Source organism: Vibrio nitrifigilis (genome assembly GCF_015686695.1).
GTDB classification, from domain to species: Bacteria; Pseudomonadota; Gammaproteobacteria; order Enterobacterales; family Vibrionaceae; genus Vibrio; species Vibrio nitrifigilis.
In genome coordinates this window covers 1,421,156-1,436,820 of sequence record NZ_JADPMR010000004.1, presented here as the reverse complement: position 1 = coordinate 1,436,820, position 15,665 = coordinate 1,421,156, and the positions used below count along the sequence as shown (strand labels likewise).

At 42.2% G+C, this 15,665-nt stretch carries 17 protein-coding genes; 10 read left to right on the top strand and 7 right to left on the bottom strand.

Going from position 1 to position 15,665, the window contains the following annotated elements; translation table 11 throughout:
* Positions 1-2: 2 nt before the first annotated feature.
* Positions 3-902 carry a LysR family transcriptional regulator ArgP gene (locus I1A42_RS22805; RefSeq protein ID WP_161158188.1) on the bottom strand — a complete coding sequence of 300 codons (900 nt, stop codon included), beginning with the start codon at positions 900-902 and terminating at the stop codon, positions 3-5.
* Positions 903-1,013: 111 nt separating this feature from the next.
* Between I1A42_RS22805 and I1A42_RS22800 the strand changes: the two genes are divergently transcribed.
* Positions 1,014-1,640 carry a LysE/ArgO family amino acid transporter gene (locus tag I1A42_RS22800; protein WP_196125218.1) on the top strand — a complete coding sequence of 209 codons (627 nt, stop codon included), beginning with the start codon at positions 1,014-1,016 and terminating at the stop codon, positions 1,638-1,640.
* Positions 1,641-1,718: 78 nt separating this feature from the next.
* Here I1A42_RS22800 and I1A42_RS22795 read toward each other — a convergent pair whose 3' ends face one another.
* From I1A42_RS22795 to I1A42_RS22780, 4 genes are all read right to left on the bottom strand, one after another.
* Positions 1,719-2,876 carry a DSD1 family PLP-dependent enzyme gene (locus tag I1A42_RS22795; protein WP_196125216.1) on the bottom strand — a complete coding sequence of 386 codons (1,158 nt, stop codon included), beginning with the start codon at positions 2,874-2,876 and terminating at the stop codon, positions 1,719-1,721.
* 94 nt (positions 2,877-2,970) lie between these two features.
* Positions 2,971-3,954, bottom strand: coding sequence for a TRAP transporter substrate-binding protein (locus I1A42_RS22790; protein WP_196125213.1), 984 nt, complete (start codon positions 3,952-3,954; stop codon positions 2,971-2,973).
* Between the two features lie 3 nt (positions 3,955-3,957).
* A complete protein-coding gene (locus tag I1A42_RS22785; RefSeq protein WP_196125211.1) occupies positions 3,958-4,494 on the bottom strand; it encodes a TRAP transporter small permease in 537 nt (178 codons plus the stop codon).
* A gap of 10 nt (positions 4,495-4,504) precedes the next feature.
* On the bottom strand, positions 4,505-5,791 hold the full coding sequence (locus I1A42_RS22780; protein ID WP_161158183.1) for a TRAP transporter large permease: 1,287 nt from the start codon (positions 5,789-5,791) through the stop codon (positions 4,505-4,507).
* Between the two features lie 164 nt (positions 5,792-5,955).
* Here I1A42_RS22780 and I1A42_RS22775 point away from each other — a divergent pair, with 164 nt between their 5' ends.
* From I1A42_RS22775 to I1A42_RS22760, 4 genes are all read left to right on the top strand, one after another.
* Entirely contained in the window at positions 5,956-6,699 is a 744-nt protein-coding gene (locus I1A42_RS22775) for a TetR/AcrR family transcriptional regulator (protein WP_161158182.1), read from the top strand.
* Between the two features lie 31 nt (positions 6,700-6,730).
* The gene (locus tag I1A42_RS22770) at positions 6,731-7,075 is read left to right on the top strand and encodes a RidA family protein (RefSeq protein ID WP_196125209.1); all 345 of its coding nucleotides are present in this window, start codon (positions 6,731-6,733) and stop codon (positions 7,073-7,075) included.
* Positions 7,076-7,142: 67 nt separating this feature from the next.
* Positions 7,143-8,375 carry an NAD(P)/FAD-dependent oxidoreductase gene (locus I1A42_RS22765; RefSeq protein WP_196125207.1) on the top strand — a complete coding sequence of 411 codons (1,233 nt, stop codon included), beginning with the start codon at positions 7,143-7,145 and terminating at the stop codon, positions 8,373-8,375.
* A gap of 86 nt (positions 8,376-8,461) precedes the next feature.
* Positions 8,462-9,967 carry an amidase gene (locus tag I1A42_RS22760; protein ID WP_196125205.1) on the top strand — a complete coding sequence of 502 codons (1,506 nt, stop codon included), beginning with the start codon at positions 8,462-8,464 and terminating at the stop codon, positions 9,965-9,967.
* A 151-nt stretch (positions 9,968-10,118) separates the two neighbouring features.
* On the opposite strand, the gene I1A42_RS22755 is transcribed toward I1A42_RS22760, so the two are convergent.
* The gene (locus tag I1A42_RS22755) at positions 10,119-11,462 is read right to left on the bottom strand and encodes a sigma-54 interaction domain-containing protein (RefSeq protein WP_196125203.1); all 1,344 of its coding nucleotides are present in this window, start codon (positions 11,460-11,462) and stop codon (positions 10,119-10,121) included.
* A 358-nt stretch (positions 11,463-11,820) separates the two neighbouring features.
* Between I1A42_RS22755 and I1A42_RS22750 the strand changes: the two genes are divergently transcribed.
* From I1A42_RS22750 to I1A42_RS22735, 4 genes are all read left to right on the top strand, one after another.
* A complete protein-coding gene (locus I1A42_RS22750) occupies positions 11,821-12,375 on the top strand; it encodes a BON domain-containing protein (protein ID WP_161158177.1) in 555 nt (184 codons plus the stop codon).
* Positions 12,376-12,404: 29 nt separating this feature from the next.
* Positions 12,405-12,572 carry a DUF1328 domain-containing protein gene (locus I1A42_RS22745; RefSeq protein WP_161158176.1) on the top strand — a complete coding sequence of 56 codons (168 nt, stop codon included), beginning with the start codon at positions 12,405-12,407 and terminating at the stop codon, positions 12,570-12,572.
* A gap of 40 nt (positions 12,573-12,612) precedes the next feature.
* Positions 12,613-12,807 (top strand): hypothetical protein, encoded by a 195-nt coding sequence (locus I1A42_RS22740; protein WP_161158175.1) that lies wholly within the window; start codon positions 12,613-12,615, stop codon positions 12,805-12,807.
* A 218-nt stretch (positions 12,808-13,025) separates the two neighbouring features.
* Positions 13,026-14,639 (top strand): diacylglycerol kinase family protein, encoded by a 1,614-nt coding sequence (locus I1A42_RS22735; RefSeq protein WP_196125201.1) that lies wholly within the window; start codon positions 13,026-13,028, stop codon positions 14,637-14,639.
* Positions 14,640-14,708: 69 nt separating this feature from the next.
* Here the strand turns inward: I1A42_RS22735 and I1A42_RS22730 are convergent, their stop codons facing one another.
* The gene (locus I1A42_RS22730; RefSeq protein ID WP_196125199.1) at positions 14,709-15,107 is read right to left on the bottom strand and encodes a hypothetical protein; all 399 of its coding nucleotides are present in this window, start codon (positions 15,105-15,107) and stop codon (positions 14,709-14,711) included.
* A gap of 306 nt (positions 15,108-15,413) precedes the next feature.
* Here I1A42_RS22730 and I1A42_RS22725 point away from each other — a divergent pair, with 306 nt between their 5' ends.
* Positions 15,414-15,662 carry a hypothetical protein gene (locus tag I1A42_RS22725; RefSeq protein ID WP_161153330.1) on the top strand — a complete coding sequence of 83 codons (249 nt, stop codon included), beginning with the start codon at positions 15,414-15,416 and terminating at the stop codon, positions 15,660-15,662.
* Positions 15,663-15,665 lie beyond the last annotated feature (3 nt).

The window sequence follows — 15,665 nt, the reverse complement described above, 5'->3', positions numbered from 1 at the left end:
TTTTATCGATATAGCACGCTGGCAGAATGGTTAAAAAAGGCTCGAGTGATTTGTTCAAGTACGCGAGAGCGAACGCCTGCGTGCTGCCAGTAAAGTGGTACATCCATAAACACATTTGGCGCGATATTGATAAGGTCACCTGATTCAATGGCATTTCCGACTAGCCCTTCTTGTGTGACGCACCACCCCATTTGGTTTTTGACGGCATCCACTAATCCTAAAGCACTGGGAATATAATGGACACAAGTTGGAAATACCGGTTGATTTATTATCATTTCGATGAAGTTGCGTTGCAGTAAATCTTTATGATCATAATCGAGCATTGGCGCCTGTCGAAACGCCTCTTTAGTCAAACCGTGTTTAAAATACTGCTGATAAAATTCGGGAGTTGCCACAGCAAAATAGCGCATCGCCCCGATAGAATGGCTAACGCATCCTTGCAATGGTTTCTTTTCCGATGTTAGAGCACCGATTACTGTACCGTTCTTTAAATGCTCAACCGTAAAATCTTCGTTATCTATTTGGATATCAAATTGATGATTGTGCTCCTGATAGAGATCACTCAATGCGCCCAAAAGCCAAGTTGATAACGAATCTTCATTGACAGCAATAGAGAACGTTTTCGCATGAGCCATATTATCGGCCTCGGGCATAAAATCTTCTAACACTTCTGCTTCTAGGAGAGACATCGGTTTTACGCGACTCAATAATTTCTCTCCAGCGGGGGTGGGTTGACAAGGAAACTGACGAATCACTAACAACTGTCCCACTTTTTCTTCTAGCTGCTTGATGCGTTGTGACACCGCTGATGGGGTAATGGACAGCCGTTTAGCCGCTCTTTCAAAGCTAGCCTCCTCTAATACGGCGATAAAAGCTCGAACTTGAGGGGAAAGTAAGCTCATGGTGTTTATCCACATTAGAAATTCTTAAGTAAGTTAAGATTATATCGTTTTTCTTAACAGGGTAAAGGTTTCATAATTTGCTCATTAACGAAATAAATAAGCAGGAACATTATGTTACTTTCGACAATGGGGACTGGATTTACCTCAAGCGCAGGGTTGATCGTTTGTATTGGCTCACAAAACGCATTCGTATTACGCCAAGGGCTACAGCGAACACATTTGTTTGCCGTCGCTTCAGTTTGTATCTTGAGTGATGTCATTTTGATATCCGCTGGAATTTCAGGATTGGGCTTTTTAATTGATGAGTGGCCAAGCATGATTCAATTGATGCGTTTTGGCGGAGCGTTATTTTTAGCGATTAATGCATTTTCTGCGTTCAAAAGGGCATGGGCTGGTGCAGGTAAACTAATGCCATCAGAGCAAACGATGCCATCTCGTAACCAAATCATTTTATCTTGTATCGGTTACACATGGTTAAACCCACATGTATATATTGATACTGTGCTTATGTTGGGCAGCTTATCGATGCATTACGTCGGTATGGAAAAATGGAAATTTGGTCTTGGCGCTATTAGTGCTAGTGCGTTGTGGTTTATTGCTATCACCTATGGGGCGAGGTTACTGCTACCCTTGTTCAAGACCAATACAGCATGGCGAGTGTTGGATGGGGCAATTGCCGTCATGATGATATATCTTTGTGTAACGTTATTGATACCAAGTCAATCGTTAAATATTTAAACAATTATCAAGTAGATAGTGATAGAGTTCTAGTCATTATCTACTTGATTTAACGTTTATTTACATTGTAAATAAACGTTAAAAAGCTTTGCCGCGTGCAGATATTGGCCATACTGTTTCTACAGTGCCATTTCTTACACCAACGTAATAATCATGAATATTACATGTTGGATCGCAATGGCCAGGTACCAATCTCAGTGTGTCGTTGATCTTTAGCACACCCTGTGGGTCGTCAATCACTCCGTGTTCATCTGAACATTGCTGATAGGTGACGTCATCACGACCAAAGATACGCGGTAATCCGCTATCCACTGATTGAACCTTTAATCCGGCATCACACACCGCTAAAGCAGGTTTAGCATGGCTCATAATCGATGTAAGAATGAACAGCGCGTTATCGAATTCTGAAATGGTAAGATGATTGGCATCATGGACAGTTTGGTAATCCGCATCCATAAATATGTAAGAGCCACACTGCAATTCAGTATACACGCCCGATTCTGTCTCAAAGTAATAAGATCCAGTACCACCACCGGTGACGATGTCGCACGCTATGTTGGCGTCCGCCAATAAGGCTATCGCTTGTTTGACTAAATCAACCACAACCTCAATTTTTTGTTGGCGTTTTTGGTAGTTTTGAATGTGCTGCATCGCTCCTTGATAGGCTTGAATACCCGAAAACGTTAATCCTGGAGCGGCGATTATGGCTTGGGCCATCGTGACGATTTCGGGTCCAACATCAATCCCACAGCGTGCTTGGCCACATTCAATTTCTATTAAACACTCGATGGTTGTTTGATGGCGAGTTGCCGCTTGTGATAGCGCTTGAATATTATCCATATCATCCACGCAACATAATGTGCGTGTGCCCAGTAATGGTAGGCGAGCGAGTCGATCAATCATACGTGGATGGGTGACTTGGTTGGAGACCAAAATATCTTTAATCCCAGCGCGCGCAAAGACTTCCGCCTCTGATACTTTTTGGCAGCACAATCCGCTGCAATTGCCTATTTTTTTCTGCAGTTTGGCGATATCAACAGACTTGTGGGTTTTAGCATGACAGCGCAATTGCATATTATGAGCTTTTGCGTAGTGACCCAACGTGCGCATGTTTTTCTCTAGCGCATCTAAATCCACCACCAAACAAGGGGTTTGAATATCGCTTTCATCCATACCGGGCAATGCGGGTACATCGTAACCAATCTCTAGTTCTTCAAGAGCAGTGGTTAACTCCATTGTGTTTCTCCTTTTCTTTACCAATCAACATCCCACTGTGAATGTATGCCATGTGTTTGAAGGGGCCGCCTATCGACAAACCCCTCTTGGAAAATTAATTAGCATATTGATCGACTAACTTGCGAATTTGAGCAATGCGTTTAGCCGGAACATCGGTGATCTGCTTGGTCATATTTTCTGTCGCTATTTTATAGGTGGCCAGCTCAGCATCGGTAGGTTGATACACCTGAATACCAGCAGCTTGAAGCTCTTGCATATGTTTATCTTCGGATTTATCGACCCAATCAAACACTTCTTGCTGCGCAGCGGTAGAGGCCTGATTGAACTGTTTCTTTTCACTGTCTGAAAGGTCGTTCCACCAACTGTCAGATGCTAACACAAGGCGAGCTGAAATAATGACTTTAGCATTGGTAAAGTATTTGAATAAATCTTGCTGGCCAAAGGTTAATGGAACAGAAGAGGCGTTAATATAGCCATCTGCAATACCGGTTTGTATCGCATTAGGTACTTCAGAAAAAGGAATGACTACCCCGTTTGCCCCCATGAGTTTAAACATGGTGAGTTGGTTTTCGTCCATCGCTCGAAAACGCAGACCTTTCATATCCGTGACCGTTTTCACGGGTTTTTTGCTATTAAAGATGCCAAGAAAACCTCCATTGGGAGCGATAGCGAGAATTCGCATTCCCTCATTAGTCAGCTTTTTATTTACCGTCTCTAGGTAATCACTTTTGGTGAAAAAGTTAAGCTCGCTTTTAGGATCTTTAAACGTATAGGGTAATTGCAGCACTTGCAGTTCTGGGACAAACTGCGTCGCGATAGAAAAATCAGACATGGAAATATCTAAAATGCCAGCGCGAACTTGGTCCAAGCGATCATTTTCGCCCCCAATGGTATCGCGCGGAAATGTTTCGGTATCCCATCCTACCTTTTTTAGATTGGTTAAAAGGTTATCAACATAACGATAAGTCCCGGATTGCTCCCGGTTTGGATTGGCGTCCAACGCCACATTCACTGATGCGGCTTGTGCTGTTGCTGAGATAAGAAGGCTTGTAAGCCATAACGTCACTGTTTTTTTCATTATTCACTCCGTGAGATTTTCTTCCGTTTGTTGAGCATAAGAACTTTCTTGTTCTGAAATAGTGGGAGATAGCAGAGCGCCTAACCCGGCTAATCCATGCATTAAAATCAAAATGATCGCAACTGGCAGCGCAGCATTCATCCAAACGGTAGACACATGGAGTCCGTCGGATGTGCGACTCAGTTGGCGCAAAATAAATGGCCAGGAGTAATAAAGAACAGGGACGAAGAATACCCATGACGCGACGAAGCGCATCACTACCTGGATTTTCTGCCTGATGGCAGAATCTGCTGGTGGATGTACCATCGAAGGATCAGCATGGTGATGAAACGCACATGAAGCGCCCAGTAACCCACCCCAAACCATTAACCAACGAGCCAGTTCTTCTGTCCAAAATGGCGGTGAGGAAAATAAATAACGTGCCACTACTTGAAGCATCATGACTAAAAGCATGCCGAGAATGCAGAAGGCAGCGAGCTTTAACGCAATTCGGTTAATAGAGCTCGAAAAACCATAAAATTGTTCAGCAAATGTTTTCACTGCTATCTCCTTAATGAATAAAGCCTGTCAGCCTAGGCAGAAATAGGGTGAGCTCGGGAATAAAGGTCAATAACATCAAAACAACGACTTGAGTTAAGAGAAAAGGCACAGCCGCTTTGGCTATTCCCCAATAGGGGGCACCTGAAACCGCAGAGACAACTAAAAGCGCCGCACCAAAGGGTGGTGTTACTATGCCGAGCATTAAATTAACCACAATCACAATTCCTAAATGAATGGGGTCTGCACCCATTGCTAAACCGGGTGGAACCAAAAGCGGGACAAGAAGAGCGAGAGCCACTGGCACCTCGAGAAACATCCCCGCAACTAGAAAAATCACGTTGAGTAACAATAGATATTTCCAACCGGTAAATCCTAGGCTGGCAAGTCCGTGTGCGAGTAAGGTAGGTAATCTTTCTAATCCAGCGAGATAGCCAAAAATGGCGACACCTGAGAGCAAAATGAAAATAGAACCAGAGATCACGGCAGTACGTTCTAAACTGGCGAACAGTTTTTTCCAACTCATTTGTTGATAGACAATACCTGCGCCAATTGCACAGCAAACGGCAACTCCCGCCGCTTCAGTGGGCGTCATTACACCGAATACAATACCTGACAAAATTATGATGGGGATGACAGTTGCGGGGAGGGCATACACGAATCGACGGCCCAGCTCATCTAGGGGGACTTTCTCACCGCTGGGATGATCGTATTTACGGGCTAAATAAGCATTGGTGGCGAATAAGCCTATCGCCATGATAAGCCCAGGAACAATGCCCGCTACAAATAGCGCCGACACCGAAGTATTCATTAAGGCACCATAAAAAATCATCACGATAGAAGGGGGAATAATCGGCCCAATCACTGAAGATGCGGCCGTAATCGCTCCTGCATATTGGACGCTATAACCAGATTTTCGCATTGCTGGAACAATCGTATTAGATACTGAGGCGGCATCTGCCATGGCAGAGCCTGAAATCCCAGCAAAAAATACTGAAGTCAGAATATTTACGTGCCCTAACCCTCCTTTTAAACGTGCCATTAAAGCTATGGCTAAGTTTAATAAGGCCTGAGTGACGCCCGAGCGGTTCATGATTTCACCCGCCAAAATAAACAATGGCATCGACATCATTGAAAATAAATCGATATTGGCAATGATGCGTTGCGGTGCGGCTGCAAGGAATCGCACTCTATCGGCGGCGACGAACGAAAGAATCGAAGAGGCGCCGATTAAATGCGCTAATACACCGCCTCCGAGTAATAACGTTAAAGAAAAAAATAAGATCAAAGTAGCGGGCATAACTCCTCCATGAGCCTTAGCTATTTGTTTGTTGTAATGCATATTTTTGGTGCTTCCGATGCACCATAATCGTCGTTGTTTGCAATAGTTCAGTGTGCTATAACGATAAATATGAACATTGTTGGTATGCCAGCAAAAACAGTGCCCGATTTAAGAATTTGTTAATGAATAAAAAAGAAATTGTTAAAAAATCAGAGAAAAAACAATCATTAAAAGGTAGGGCAGCTCAGGTTGGACTCTCTAAAGCCCAAGTTGTTGCCGCTGCAATAGCGCAGATAGATGAACGAGGTTTAGCGAAATTTTCTATCCGCGAGTTAGCGCGAACGCTTGGTGTGTCAACCGCGGTAGTGTATTGGCACGCCAATGGCAAGAAAGCCGATTTGTTTGCAGAAATTTCGGCATCAATTACCAGTACGTTTGATCAGGATGTTGATGAGCTGGGTGATTGGAAAGAGACGATTCGATCGATTTTTCGTCGCTATCGAACATTGGTATTACAGCACCCGAATGTTGCGCCACTACTTGGTGGCGAAATGAAATCAAACGGGGTGGCCAATATTCGTTGGGTCGAGGTTGTACTGGCTGCTCTCGCTAACGCAGGGTTTAAAGGGGAACAGCAAAAAGACGCCTTTAATGCTTTGATTGGTGGTCTGGCTGGGTTCGTCACCATGGAGTTAGCGCCAGCACCAACCGAACAAACACAAGATTGGAAAGACTCTTTTTCACAGCGTATTACTGAAATAGATGCCGAGCAATTTCCTCACACGCATGGCGCATTGCCTGTAGTCACGAATCGAATATTTGTGTTGCGCTGGCAAAACGGATCGGATGTTTCCTATGATGCCAGCTTTGAATTTTTAATGAATAGCTTGATAGAAGGATTGGCTCTTTCTATTCAAGAAAACTAGGACAACTTATTGACTTACAAGGAATCGTTTTATGTCATCAATGCCCGCACTGCCATTTTCAAAAGTTCGTCGTATCGGCCAAACGGTCTACCTTTCGGGAGAGATTGGTTTTAATGATGATGGGTCAATCCCCGTCACAATTGAAGAACAAACCCATCAATGTTTTGCTCGTATTCAAACCACGCTGGAAGCGGAAGGGTTGGATTTGTCTCATGTCGTTTCTGCCACATGCTATCTAACAGATACCGATGACTTTACTGCATTTAACTCGGTATATGCGGACTATTTTCAAGCTCCTCTTCCAGTAAGAACCACCATAAAATGTGAGTTAATGGTGGATGCAAAAGTTGAAATTACAGTAATAGCAATGGATTAGCTGTGAATTTCTTGGTCGGGAGCACTAATAAATAGTGTTTCCCGGCCCATACTTAGGGATAAAAGTTATGTCAGAAATCATTGTGCTTGGCGCAGGAATGGTCGGAGTGAGCGCTGCTCTAGAGCTACAATCTCGAGGACATCATGTTGTGCTGGTAGATAGAACTACCCCAGGGATTGAAACCAGTTTCGGTAATGCTGGGATTATTCAGGCGGAAGCCGCAGAACCTTATGCTTTACCTCGGGATCTTGCCACCCTCATGCGATTTGGACTCGGCTTTACTAACGACGTGGTATGGTCGATGTCCGGATTATTCAAGATGATCCCGGCTCTATGGAAATACTTTGGTTATTCATCTGCGACTTCGCATCAACACATTTCACAGCATTACGCGCAACTGACTGGGCGTTCTACTCTAGATCATCAACCGCTTATTAGCGCTTCTCAGTCTGAGGAGCTGATTCAGCGGGACGGATTATGCATGCTGTATCGTCATGAAAAAGAGTTTGGTGAAGCTGTAAAAGAAGCACAGTATTGTTTAGAGTCGTATGGTGTGACTTCGCAAGTGTATTCTGGTGAAGAATATCGGCAGCAAGAACCCGCATTGAAAAGCACGCCTGCTGGAGTGATCCACTGGGATCAAAGCTGGAGTTGTCGATCCCCTGGGAAACTGACCCAAGCTTATGCGGATCTCTTTGTTAATCGAGGTGGCGAACTGATCACTGCTGATGCTATGCAGCTCAAGCAGCAAGGTGAATCTTGGGTATTGCCTACTCAGCAGGGTAGTATTGAAGCTGAACATGTGGTGGTGGCGCTTGGACCATGGTCGCCTGAGTTATTAAAGCCTCTGGGTTACCATATCCCCATGGTGTATAAGCGAGGTTATCACGGCCATTTTGCTGTTAAAGAAACCTTGCAGCGACCATTTTTGGATACGGCCAATGGCATTCTGGCAACCAATACGGTTGAAGGTTTGCGGTTATGCACGGGGGCAGCCTTGGTGGATATGTCTGCGCCTGCTGAGCCTGTTCAGTTGAACAGAGGCGAGAAGGCGATTCGCGAACTATTGGATTTTGGTGAAAGGGTAGAAGAGCCTCAATGGTTTGGAACCCGACCTTGTATGCCAGATATGATGCCAGTTGTTGGGGCCGCTCCAAAACATAAGGGGCTTTGGTTCAATTTCGGGCATGGTCATCAAGGGTTTACTTTGGGTCCAACTACCGCGATGTTGTTAGCCGACGTGATGGAAAATAAAACGAATTTACTTCAGGTTCCGCTTGATCCAAGTGGACGCTTTTAATTTACAAAATCTATAGAGCATGAAGCTCAGATACGGATTGTTTTGCCAACGATCAACACGTATCAATATCTATTGAGGAAAAGGAAATGACTCAACATGCAAGTAATCCAGCGGATTTAAGCGCTGTCGAAGCTCGCGATCTCATCGCCGAGAAAAAACTCTCATCCCAAGAACTGACTCAAGCTTGCATAGCGCGAGTTAATGAGCTTGATCATGCGGTCAATGCGCTGGTGGCGAGAGATTTTGATCGTGCACTCACAGAAGCAAAAGCCGCAGATGGGAAACAAGCCCGTGGAGAGGCACTTGGCCCGTTACATGGTTTGCCATTTGGTGTGAAAGACATGGTCGATGTCGCGGGGCTTCCGACAACTTTTGGTTCGGAAATTTTTCGCGATAATATTGCAACAAAAGACGACGCAATGGTTGAGGCAATGCGCAGTGCTGGCGCACTTGTATTGGGCAAAACGAATTGTCCAGAGTGGAGCGCCGGAGGGAATACTCGTAACCGAGTATATGGTGTGACACCAAACCCTTATGATCTGACTCGTAACTGTGGTGGTTCTTCGGGTGGTTCTGCTGTCGCACTTGCTTGTGGTTATACGCCACTTGCTACAGGCTCTGATACGGGTGGCTCTTTGCGTACACCTGCATCGTTTTGTGGCGTGGTTGGGTATCGACCAAGCCCAGGCGTGGTACCTGGAACAAAACGTGCGATGGGTATGATGCCCTTGCCAACCAATGGCCCAATGGGGCGCACTGTCGCTGATTGTGGTTTGATGTTATCGGTTATTGCAACCCCAGATACACGGGATCAATATACCCATGTCATGGGTGGTAACACTCTGTGGGATACGAAAAAATTTGCCAATATTCAATCTATTGATTTGAAAGGATTACGTTTCGCTATTACTGATGACTATGGTTTTGCGCCTGTAGAAAACGCAGTGAAGCGCTGTTTTCGCAAGGCAATCAGTACCTTAACGCCATTTTTATCACAAGTGGAAGAAGCCACACCGGATTGTAGCCATGCCGATAGAATTTTCTCTGTATTGCGCGCAGTGATGTTTTTAAGTTCACACCCTAAATTGCTGGATGAGCACCCAGAATTAATGGGGCCGAATATCACGGATAATGTTCTAGAAGGGCGCACATACAGTGCAGAAGATGTGTCTCAGGCATTGACGATGCAAACGGCTTATTACTGTCGCTGGCAGGATTTTTTTAATGATCACGATTATATTTTGGCGCCGACAACGACCATTCAAACCCGAAATTGGCATGAATTTTATCCAACAGAAATTGATGGTAAACCAACGAAAACGTATTATCACTGGCTTGCAATGGCATACGCCTCAACACTAGCGGGACATCCATCAATCACTATTCCTTGTGGTCGCGATGAAAATGGCATGCCATTTGGGCTGCAAATTGTGGGTAAGCGTCACGATGATGCGGGGGTATTGGCTGTTGCCTCACAGTTAGAAGCGATCATCGCGGGTATTTCATCTCTTGCTCCGCAACGTCCGGATTTTGCGATGTTAAAAGGCGCGTCGCCAATCTCTGATGTGGAAGGTTTCTTGAGCTTTGATTAACCTAGTTTATTTAATAATTATAAAATAAACATTTTAAAATCAATATATTAAAGTGTTTTCTTGGTGTCATAGGTGTGAATGTTTGAAACTCACTGAAACATCAACTCTACTGATAATACGGTTACATTATCAGTAGAGTGAATCCCATTTATTAATTACTTTGATATTTATCGAGTTTATTGTAGAGCGTTTTGACGCTAATCCCTAAGTCTTGCGCAGTTTCTGTCTTATTACCTTCTCGGTCTTCTAGGGTTTGCATGATCGCTGCTTTTTCAAGCTCTTCTAACGGTACGCCCGTTGGAACGGAATGTGCTGTTGTTGAACCCGTTTCAAGTGGTGGCGTATCAAAGATTAGATGTTCATCTTTGATGACATCATCGGCAAGAATAAAGGCACGCTCAATGCAGTGCTTGAGTTCACGTACGTTTCCGGGCCAATCGTAGAGCGCAATTTTGTTGATAGCGGATTCAAGAATCGTTTTTACTTGCTCTTCGTTGGCATTCCTGTGGCTGATAAAATGTTTTGCTAATCCAACAATATCATTACCACGCTCCCTAAGGGGAGGAACATGGATAGGAAAGTGTGACAGTCTAAAGTAAAGGTCTTCCCTTAAAAACTGTTCTTCGATAGCGACTTGTGGGTCTCGGTTAGTTGCGGCAATGACTCGCACGTCAGCATACTTTGTGTTTTGACTCCCAACAGGCCGATACTCACCACACTCAAGTACCCTTAAGAGTTTTACTTGATGTTCTAAAGGCATCTCGGTTATTTCGTCTAAAAAGAGCGTGCCACCATCAGCTTGTTCAAATACGCCATTATGGGTTTTATTGGCTCCCGTAAATGCTCCTTTTTCATGCCCAAACAGCTCACTATCAATGAGCTCTGGCGCTATAGCCCCGCAGTTTATCGCAATAAAAGGTTGTTGATTACGTTCACTAGCTAGGTGAATAGTTTGAGCAACTAGCTCTTTTCCTGACCCACTTTCTCCGATAACTAAGACGTTAGCGTCGGTTTTTGCGACTCGTCTAATCAATCTATACAAAGTATGCATTGATGCTGAAGAACCAACGAGTAACCCATATTGATCTAAATTGCTGCTTGAAATGGACTGACCTATGGAATTAAGACTTTGATAGTAAATACTGATCTCATTGAGTGTTTCTGACAATACAGACATATCAACAGGTTGGCGATAATGAAAAATGGCGTTCACACCCATTAAATTATCTATGTTCGGATTAGGCGTTCCGGGACTGATAAAGATGATCTCGATATTATGAAAAGCGGTGGTTGTTTTTAAACGTTGGTAATCATCTTGAGTAAATTCGGATAGTTCTATAATAGCTAAGTTTGGCTGATGTTTTTCTAATGTGTCTATCCAATGCTTCTGAACATTATCTGTCATCGCAGAGAAGTTTTTAACAGGTTCCAATCGCAAAATATTGTCGCTTAATGTTTCATTTTGTATGTACATAAAGAGGCTAGGACGTTGCATTTTTATACTCATTATTCTCCGGATATTTAGAATATTAGGATATCATAAATTTAAAAATTTAAGTCTTATAAATATGTTTTAAATGAAAGATAACTGTCAGAAATGGTGGCGTTTAATCGGTGGGTAAAAAGTAATTAGCTATGTCTTTTTTTAATTATTCATACCTAACATAAAGGGTCTATGTGGATAATTTTTTCAAAGAGAGTGTAAATAATTCACATTGCTACAATCGAAATTTATAACAAGGTAATGGTTAAATATAAAAATATTATTTAAAATCAGTTTCTTATATTGGTGGCATGGTCGTTGCTTATATCTGGATGTATTTAAAGAAAATTTTAAATAAGAGGAAATAGATATGAAAAACATGACGAAAAATCTTCTTATCACTTCAATGCTATGTACTACTTCAATGTCTACTTTTGCCGCAAGTTCTAATCAATGGAAAAATAAATCAATGGATGCTTGGGTAGATGGCAAAGCGGAAACAGTATTGCTTCTTAATACAAATTTAAATTCTTTCGATATTAATACTGATGTAGAACATGGTGTCGTTACATTGACCGGGAAAGTTGACAATGACGTTGATAAAGATCTAGCCGGAGAGTTGGTTGAAGGGCTTGATGGTGTTAAGGACGTTGAAAATAAGTTAACGGTGATCGACAAACAAAGTGATGATGCCGATAGTTCTTTCGGGCAGTTAAATGACGCCAAAATTACCTCGATTGTTAAAACACGTTTATTAATGGACTCAAACGTGAGTGGCACCAATATTGATGTATCGACAAATAATGGTGTTGTCACTCTTGAGGGGCAGCTAGATACTGATGCGCAGCAAGACCTTGCGATTAATATTGCGCAAAATACTGCGGATGTGACCCAGGTAGTAGATGAAATTACTGTAACCCAGTAAGCGCAGATTACGAGTAAAGGATATTCACCATGATGAGATGGATACTGATATTTCTAGTTATTGCACTCATTTCTGCCATGTTTGGTTTTAGTGGGATTGCTGGTACAGCTGCAGCAATAGCGAAAGTGATTTTTTACTTGTTTGCTTTGTCGTTCGTTATTTCAATAGTGATGGCAATGATTGGCAAGAGAAAATAGATATAAAGATTCAATAAAACAAACTATTAGGAGTGAAAATATGAAAATTTCAACGTTAGTAAAAGCAGCAACAGTAGTCGGTTTAGGTTTTACGTTAATGGCTTGTGATAACCAAGGCCCTATGGAAAAAGCAGGTGAAAAAGTCGATAACGCTGCGACAGATACGCAAAATGCCATCGAAGATAAATGTGAAGATATTAAATCAGATCTTGACCAGAAAGATACGGACTGTTAATTGCGTAAGTGCCACCAAGGATGCGTTCTTTGGTGGTTGTCTTTATTTGTGTTCTTGAGAACACTTAATAAGCCCACGTGGCTGTTTAGAGAGAATGTATTTGCTCCTAGTCAAGGCTCAGATTTCTGTTTTTGCTATTTGGGTATATAAGATTATCCGTTTAGATATTTCCCTGTCGAGTAAAGCCAACATACAACATCATAGTGAGGTGCCGTAAGATGTTTATGGTTAAATATTACTTATTGATCACTATCTTATGTTTTGCTGCTGTCGTGGCGATATCGAACCTATTGCTCAAAGTTGTATGTGGTTGGGTAGGGATGTCGATATTTCTAGTTACTATCGCGTACCTTTACAATATTCCTTCAATTTTTAAAAAAAATGAAGATGGCAAAATAGTATGGTGGATTCGTTGGGCTTTTATACCCTTTCTATTAGGTGTTAAAGCTTACAATGCTTGGAGCCGTAGTCGAGATAAAATCCCAGCTATTCATCATGTTGCACCTAACCTCTATGTGTCTCGGCGCTTACTCTCCTCAGAAATCAGTGAATTAAAGAAACATAACGTAAGTAGTATTGTTGATGTGACGGCTGAGTTTGCTGGGTTAGAAAGTGCTATTATCGACAAGCAGTTCGACTATTTCACTATTCCAGTGTTGGATCACACGGTGCCGACTACTGAACAATTAAAACATGCCCTTAATTGGATTGATACGCAGATTGCACAAGATAAAGCAGTGGTCGTCCATTGCGCACTAGGGCGAGGCCGTTCAGTGTTTGTTGTTGCTGCCTATCTACTTAGCAAAGATCCACACTTGACTGTCGAACAAGCGTTAGATTGTATTCACAATGTTCGAAGTACCGCAAGGTTAAACAAAAGGCAGTTACGGGCGCTGCACAAATTAAGAAACGAAGGTGAACTTGAACAGGTCTCTGCTGTTTGGCTTATTGCTAATCCTGTCTCTGGAGCTGGTGCTTGGCATCGCTATGGAAAAAGAATTATTGATAGGCTTACTACTGAATACCCATTAAAAATTAAGTTTACATCCAAAGACATATCTGCTGAAGAACTGACTAAAGAAGCAATGGCAAATAACGCTGGACTAGTAGTTGCAGCGGGTGGTGATGGCACGCTGTCTGAAGTCGCGAATATGTTAGTGGGGTCTGATGTTAGATTTGGCGCTATCCCTCTTGGAACGGCTAATACACTGTGTCACGTTCTTTATGGGGGAGAAATTAAAGTATTTCCGGTTGAAAAGCCTTGTGAGGCTATTTTGTCCGGCCAAGAGAAAAAAATTGATATTGCTTATTGTAATGAGAAATTGATGCTGCTCGTTCTGGGGATTGGATTTGAGCAGAAAATGATCGAATACGCCGAGCGAGAAAAGAAAAATCAAAGTGGGCAATTAGCCTATTTGAATGGGTTCTTCAATTCGTTAGCCCAAAATACTCCTATTGATCTAACTTATCAGCAAGATGACTCTGCAGAACAGAGCTTGAGTGTTTCAAGCCTGGTAGTGGCGAATACTGCGCCTTTTACTACCGTGCTTGCTCAAGGCGGCCCTATGCCCGAACCAAGCGATGGCTTACTTCATATTACGTATCTTGAAGGAACGCAAAGTGTCGGAGAAAGGTTGCTAGCGTTATCAGATATTACACTTTCTGCATTAGATGTGCGTGAAAAGGCACAGCGTTTTACTTATAACTGTGCTCAACGAGTTGTTATATCTGCTCCGCAACCATTTGATTATGTGGTGGATGGAGAGCCTTTTACTGCAGATCGCTTGGTAGTCACAATCAAACGTAATGCATTGACCATTTGTACACTTTAAACGAATTGAACTGAATAAGGCCTAAACTGCTTAGGCCTTATTTTATTTTTATGTGAGGGATATAGTCACTTAGGTGATTGTGTGTGCATACTCGATTTTCGAGGCGATATCATCATTCTCAATTTTCATGGCTGCCGTCCAATAAGATAATAGCGAGCAGACTTCAATATTTTCGATCACAGCGATCATTTCCGTTAGATATTTAATCAAAGAAGTATTAGCGTTGAGCAGCTCACCGTAACTTTCAAATATTTCAGTATTATTGAATTGGTTTTTCCTAATTTGAATGTTGTTTTTATCGCAGTCAAACTGGGTTAATTGGTTAAGCAGAGCTTCCTCCAAAGTGATAAAGCGTGAGACAGAACGAAAAATGGAATCGTAGGCTGTCTTGTGTGTTAATTTAGAACACGCTTGGTAGTGTTTTTCCAAGGTGTTACTTATGTCACTTATTTCTCTTCTATTCTTCATTAGCACTATCATGTGAACAGTCTTTAATTTGATAAGGTAATAGGAATATTAGTTTATTAAATGCATGTTATATGCCAATCATAATTTCTCTTAAGGCAATGTTTACACAAAGTTGAATGTTTGTATTTTTATTTTATAGGTAAAATTTACATAGTATTTTTATAAAATATGAAATTATTACAATATTTATATAGATGCTAATGTTTATTTTCTAGTTTCTCTGGCCTTGAATGAGTTGGCATGAAAATCGCTTGAATAATATCGATATCTAAAGTATCAAAATATAAATAAATTCCGGAGGGAAATATGGCTAACGAAAAAATGCAACATACGACTACTGGAGAAAAAATTGACGATGTACGTACTAAAGCTGAAGAATTAACCAAAGAAGCAGCAGAAACCATAAAAGAAGAGACGAAGAAGAATGTCGAATCGAGTAAAAAGGCATTGAACTCAGTTTCCGGTAGTGCGGAAAATATGGTGAAAGATAAACCATTCGTTAGTATAGGGTGTGCTTTTGTAGCCGGTGTAGTGCTAGCTAAGTTATTAAAATAGTAG

What these genes read in the sequence shown, in the direction of transcription:
- I1A42_RS22805 (WP_161158188.1), bottom strand. Translation starts at nt 902, where the DNA reads ATGAGCTTACTTTCCCCTCAAGTTCGAGCTTTTATCGCCGTATTAGAG.
- I1A42_RS22780 (WP_161158183.1), bottom strand. Translation starts at nt 5,791, where the DNA reads ATGCCCGCTACTTTGATCTTATTTTTTTCTTTAACGTTATTACTCGGA.
- I1A42_RS22730 (WP_196125199.1), bottom strand. Translation starts at nt 15,107, where the DNA reads ATGAAGAATAGAAGAGAAATAAGTGACATAAGTAACACCTTGGAAAAA.
- I1A42_RS22760 (WP_196125205.1), top strand. Translation starts at nt 8,462, where the DNA reads ATGACTCAACATGCAAGTAATCCAGCGGATTTAAGCGCTGTCGAAGCT.
- I1A42_RS22725 (WP_161153330.1), top strand. Translation starts at nt 15,414, where the DNA reads ATGGCTAACGAAAAAATGCAACATACGACTACTGGAGAAAAAATTGAC.
- I1A42_RS22740 (WP_161158175.1), top strand. Translation starts at nt 12,613, where the DNA reads ATGAAAATTTCAACGTTAGTAAAAGCAGCAACAGTAGTCGGTTTAGGT.
- I1A42_RS22765 (WP_196125207.1), top strand. Translation starts at nt 7,143, where the DNA reads ATGTCAGAAATCATTGTGCTTGGCGCAGGAATGGTCGGAGTGAGCGCT.
- I1A42_RS22770 (WP_196125209.1), top strand. Translation starts at nt 6,731, where the DNA reads ATGTCATCAATGCCCGCACTGCCATTTTCAAAAGTTCGTCGTATCGGC.
- I1A42_RS22795 (WP_196125216.1), bottom strand. Translation starts at nt 2,876, where the DNA reads ATGGAGTTAACCACTGCTCTTGAAGAACTAGAGATTGGTTACGATGTA.
- I1A42_RS22800 (WP_196125218.1), top strand. Translation starts at nt 1,014, where the DNA reads ATGTTACTTTCGACAATGGGGACTGGATTTACCTCAAGCGCAGGGTTG.
- I1A42_RS22790 (WP_196125213.1), bottom strand. Translation starts at nt 3,954, where the DNA reads ATGAAAAAAACAGTGACGTTATGGCTTACAAGCCTTCTTATCTCAGCA.
- I1A42_RS22735 (WP_196125201.1), top strand. Translation starts at nt 13,026, where the DNA reads ATGTTTATGGTTAAATATTACTTATTGATCACTATCTTATGTTTTGCT.
- I1A42_RS22755 (WP_196125203.1), bottom strand. Translation starts at nt 11,462, where the DNA reads ATGCAACGTCCTAGCCTCTTTATGTACATACAAAATGAAACATTAAGC.
- I1A42_RS22775 (WP_161158182.1), top strand. Translation starts at nt 5,956, where the DNA reads ATGAATAAAAAAGAAATTGTTAAAAAATCAGAGAAAAAACAATCATTA.
- I1A42_RS22750 (WP_161158177.1), top strand. Translation starts at nt 11,821, where the DNA reads ATGAAAAACATGACGAAAAATCTTCTTATCACTTCAATGCTATGTACT.
- I1A42_RS22745 (WP_161158176.1), top strand. Translation starts at nt 12,405, where the DNA reads ATGATGAGATGGATACTGATATTTCTAGTTATTGCACTCATTTCTGCC.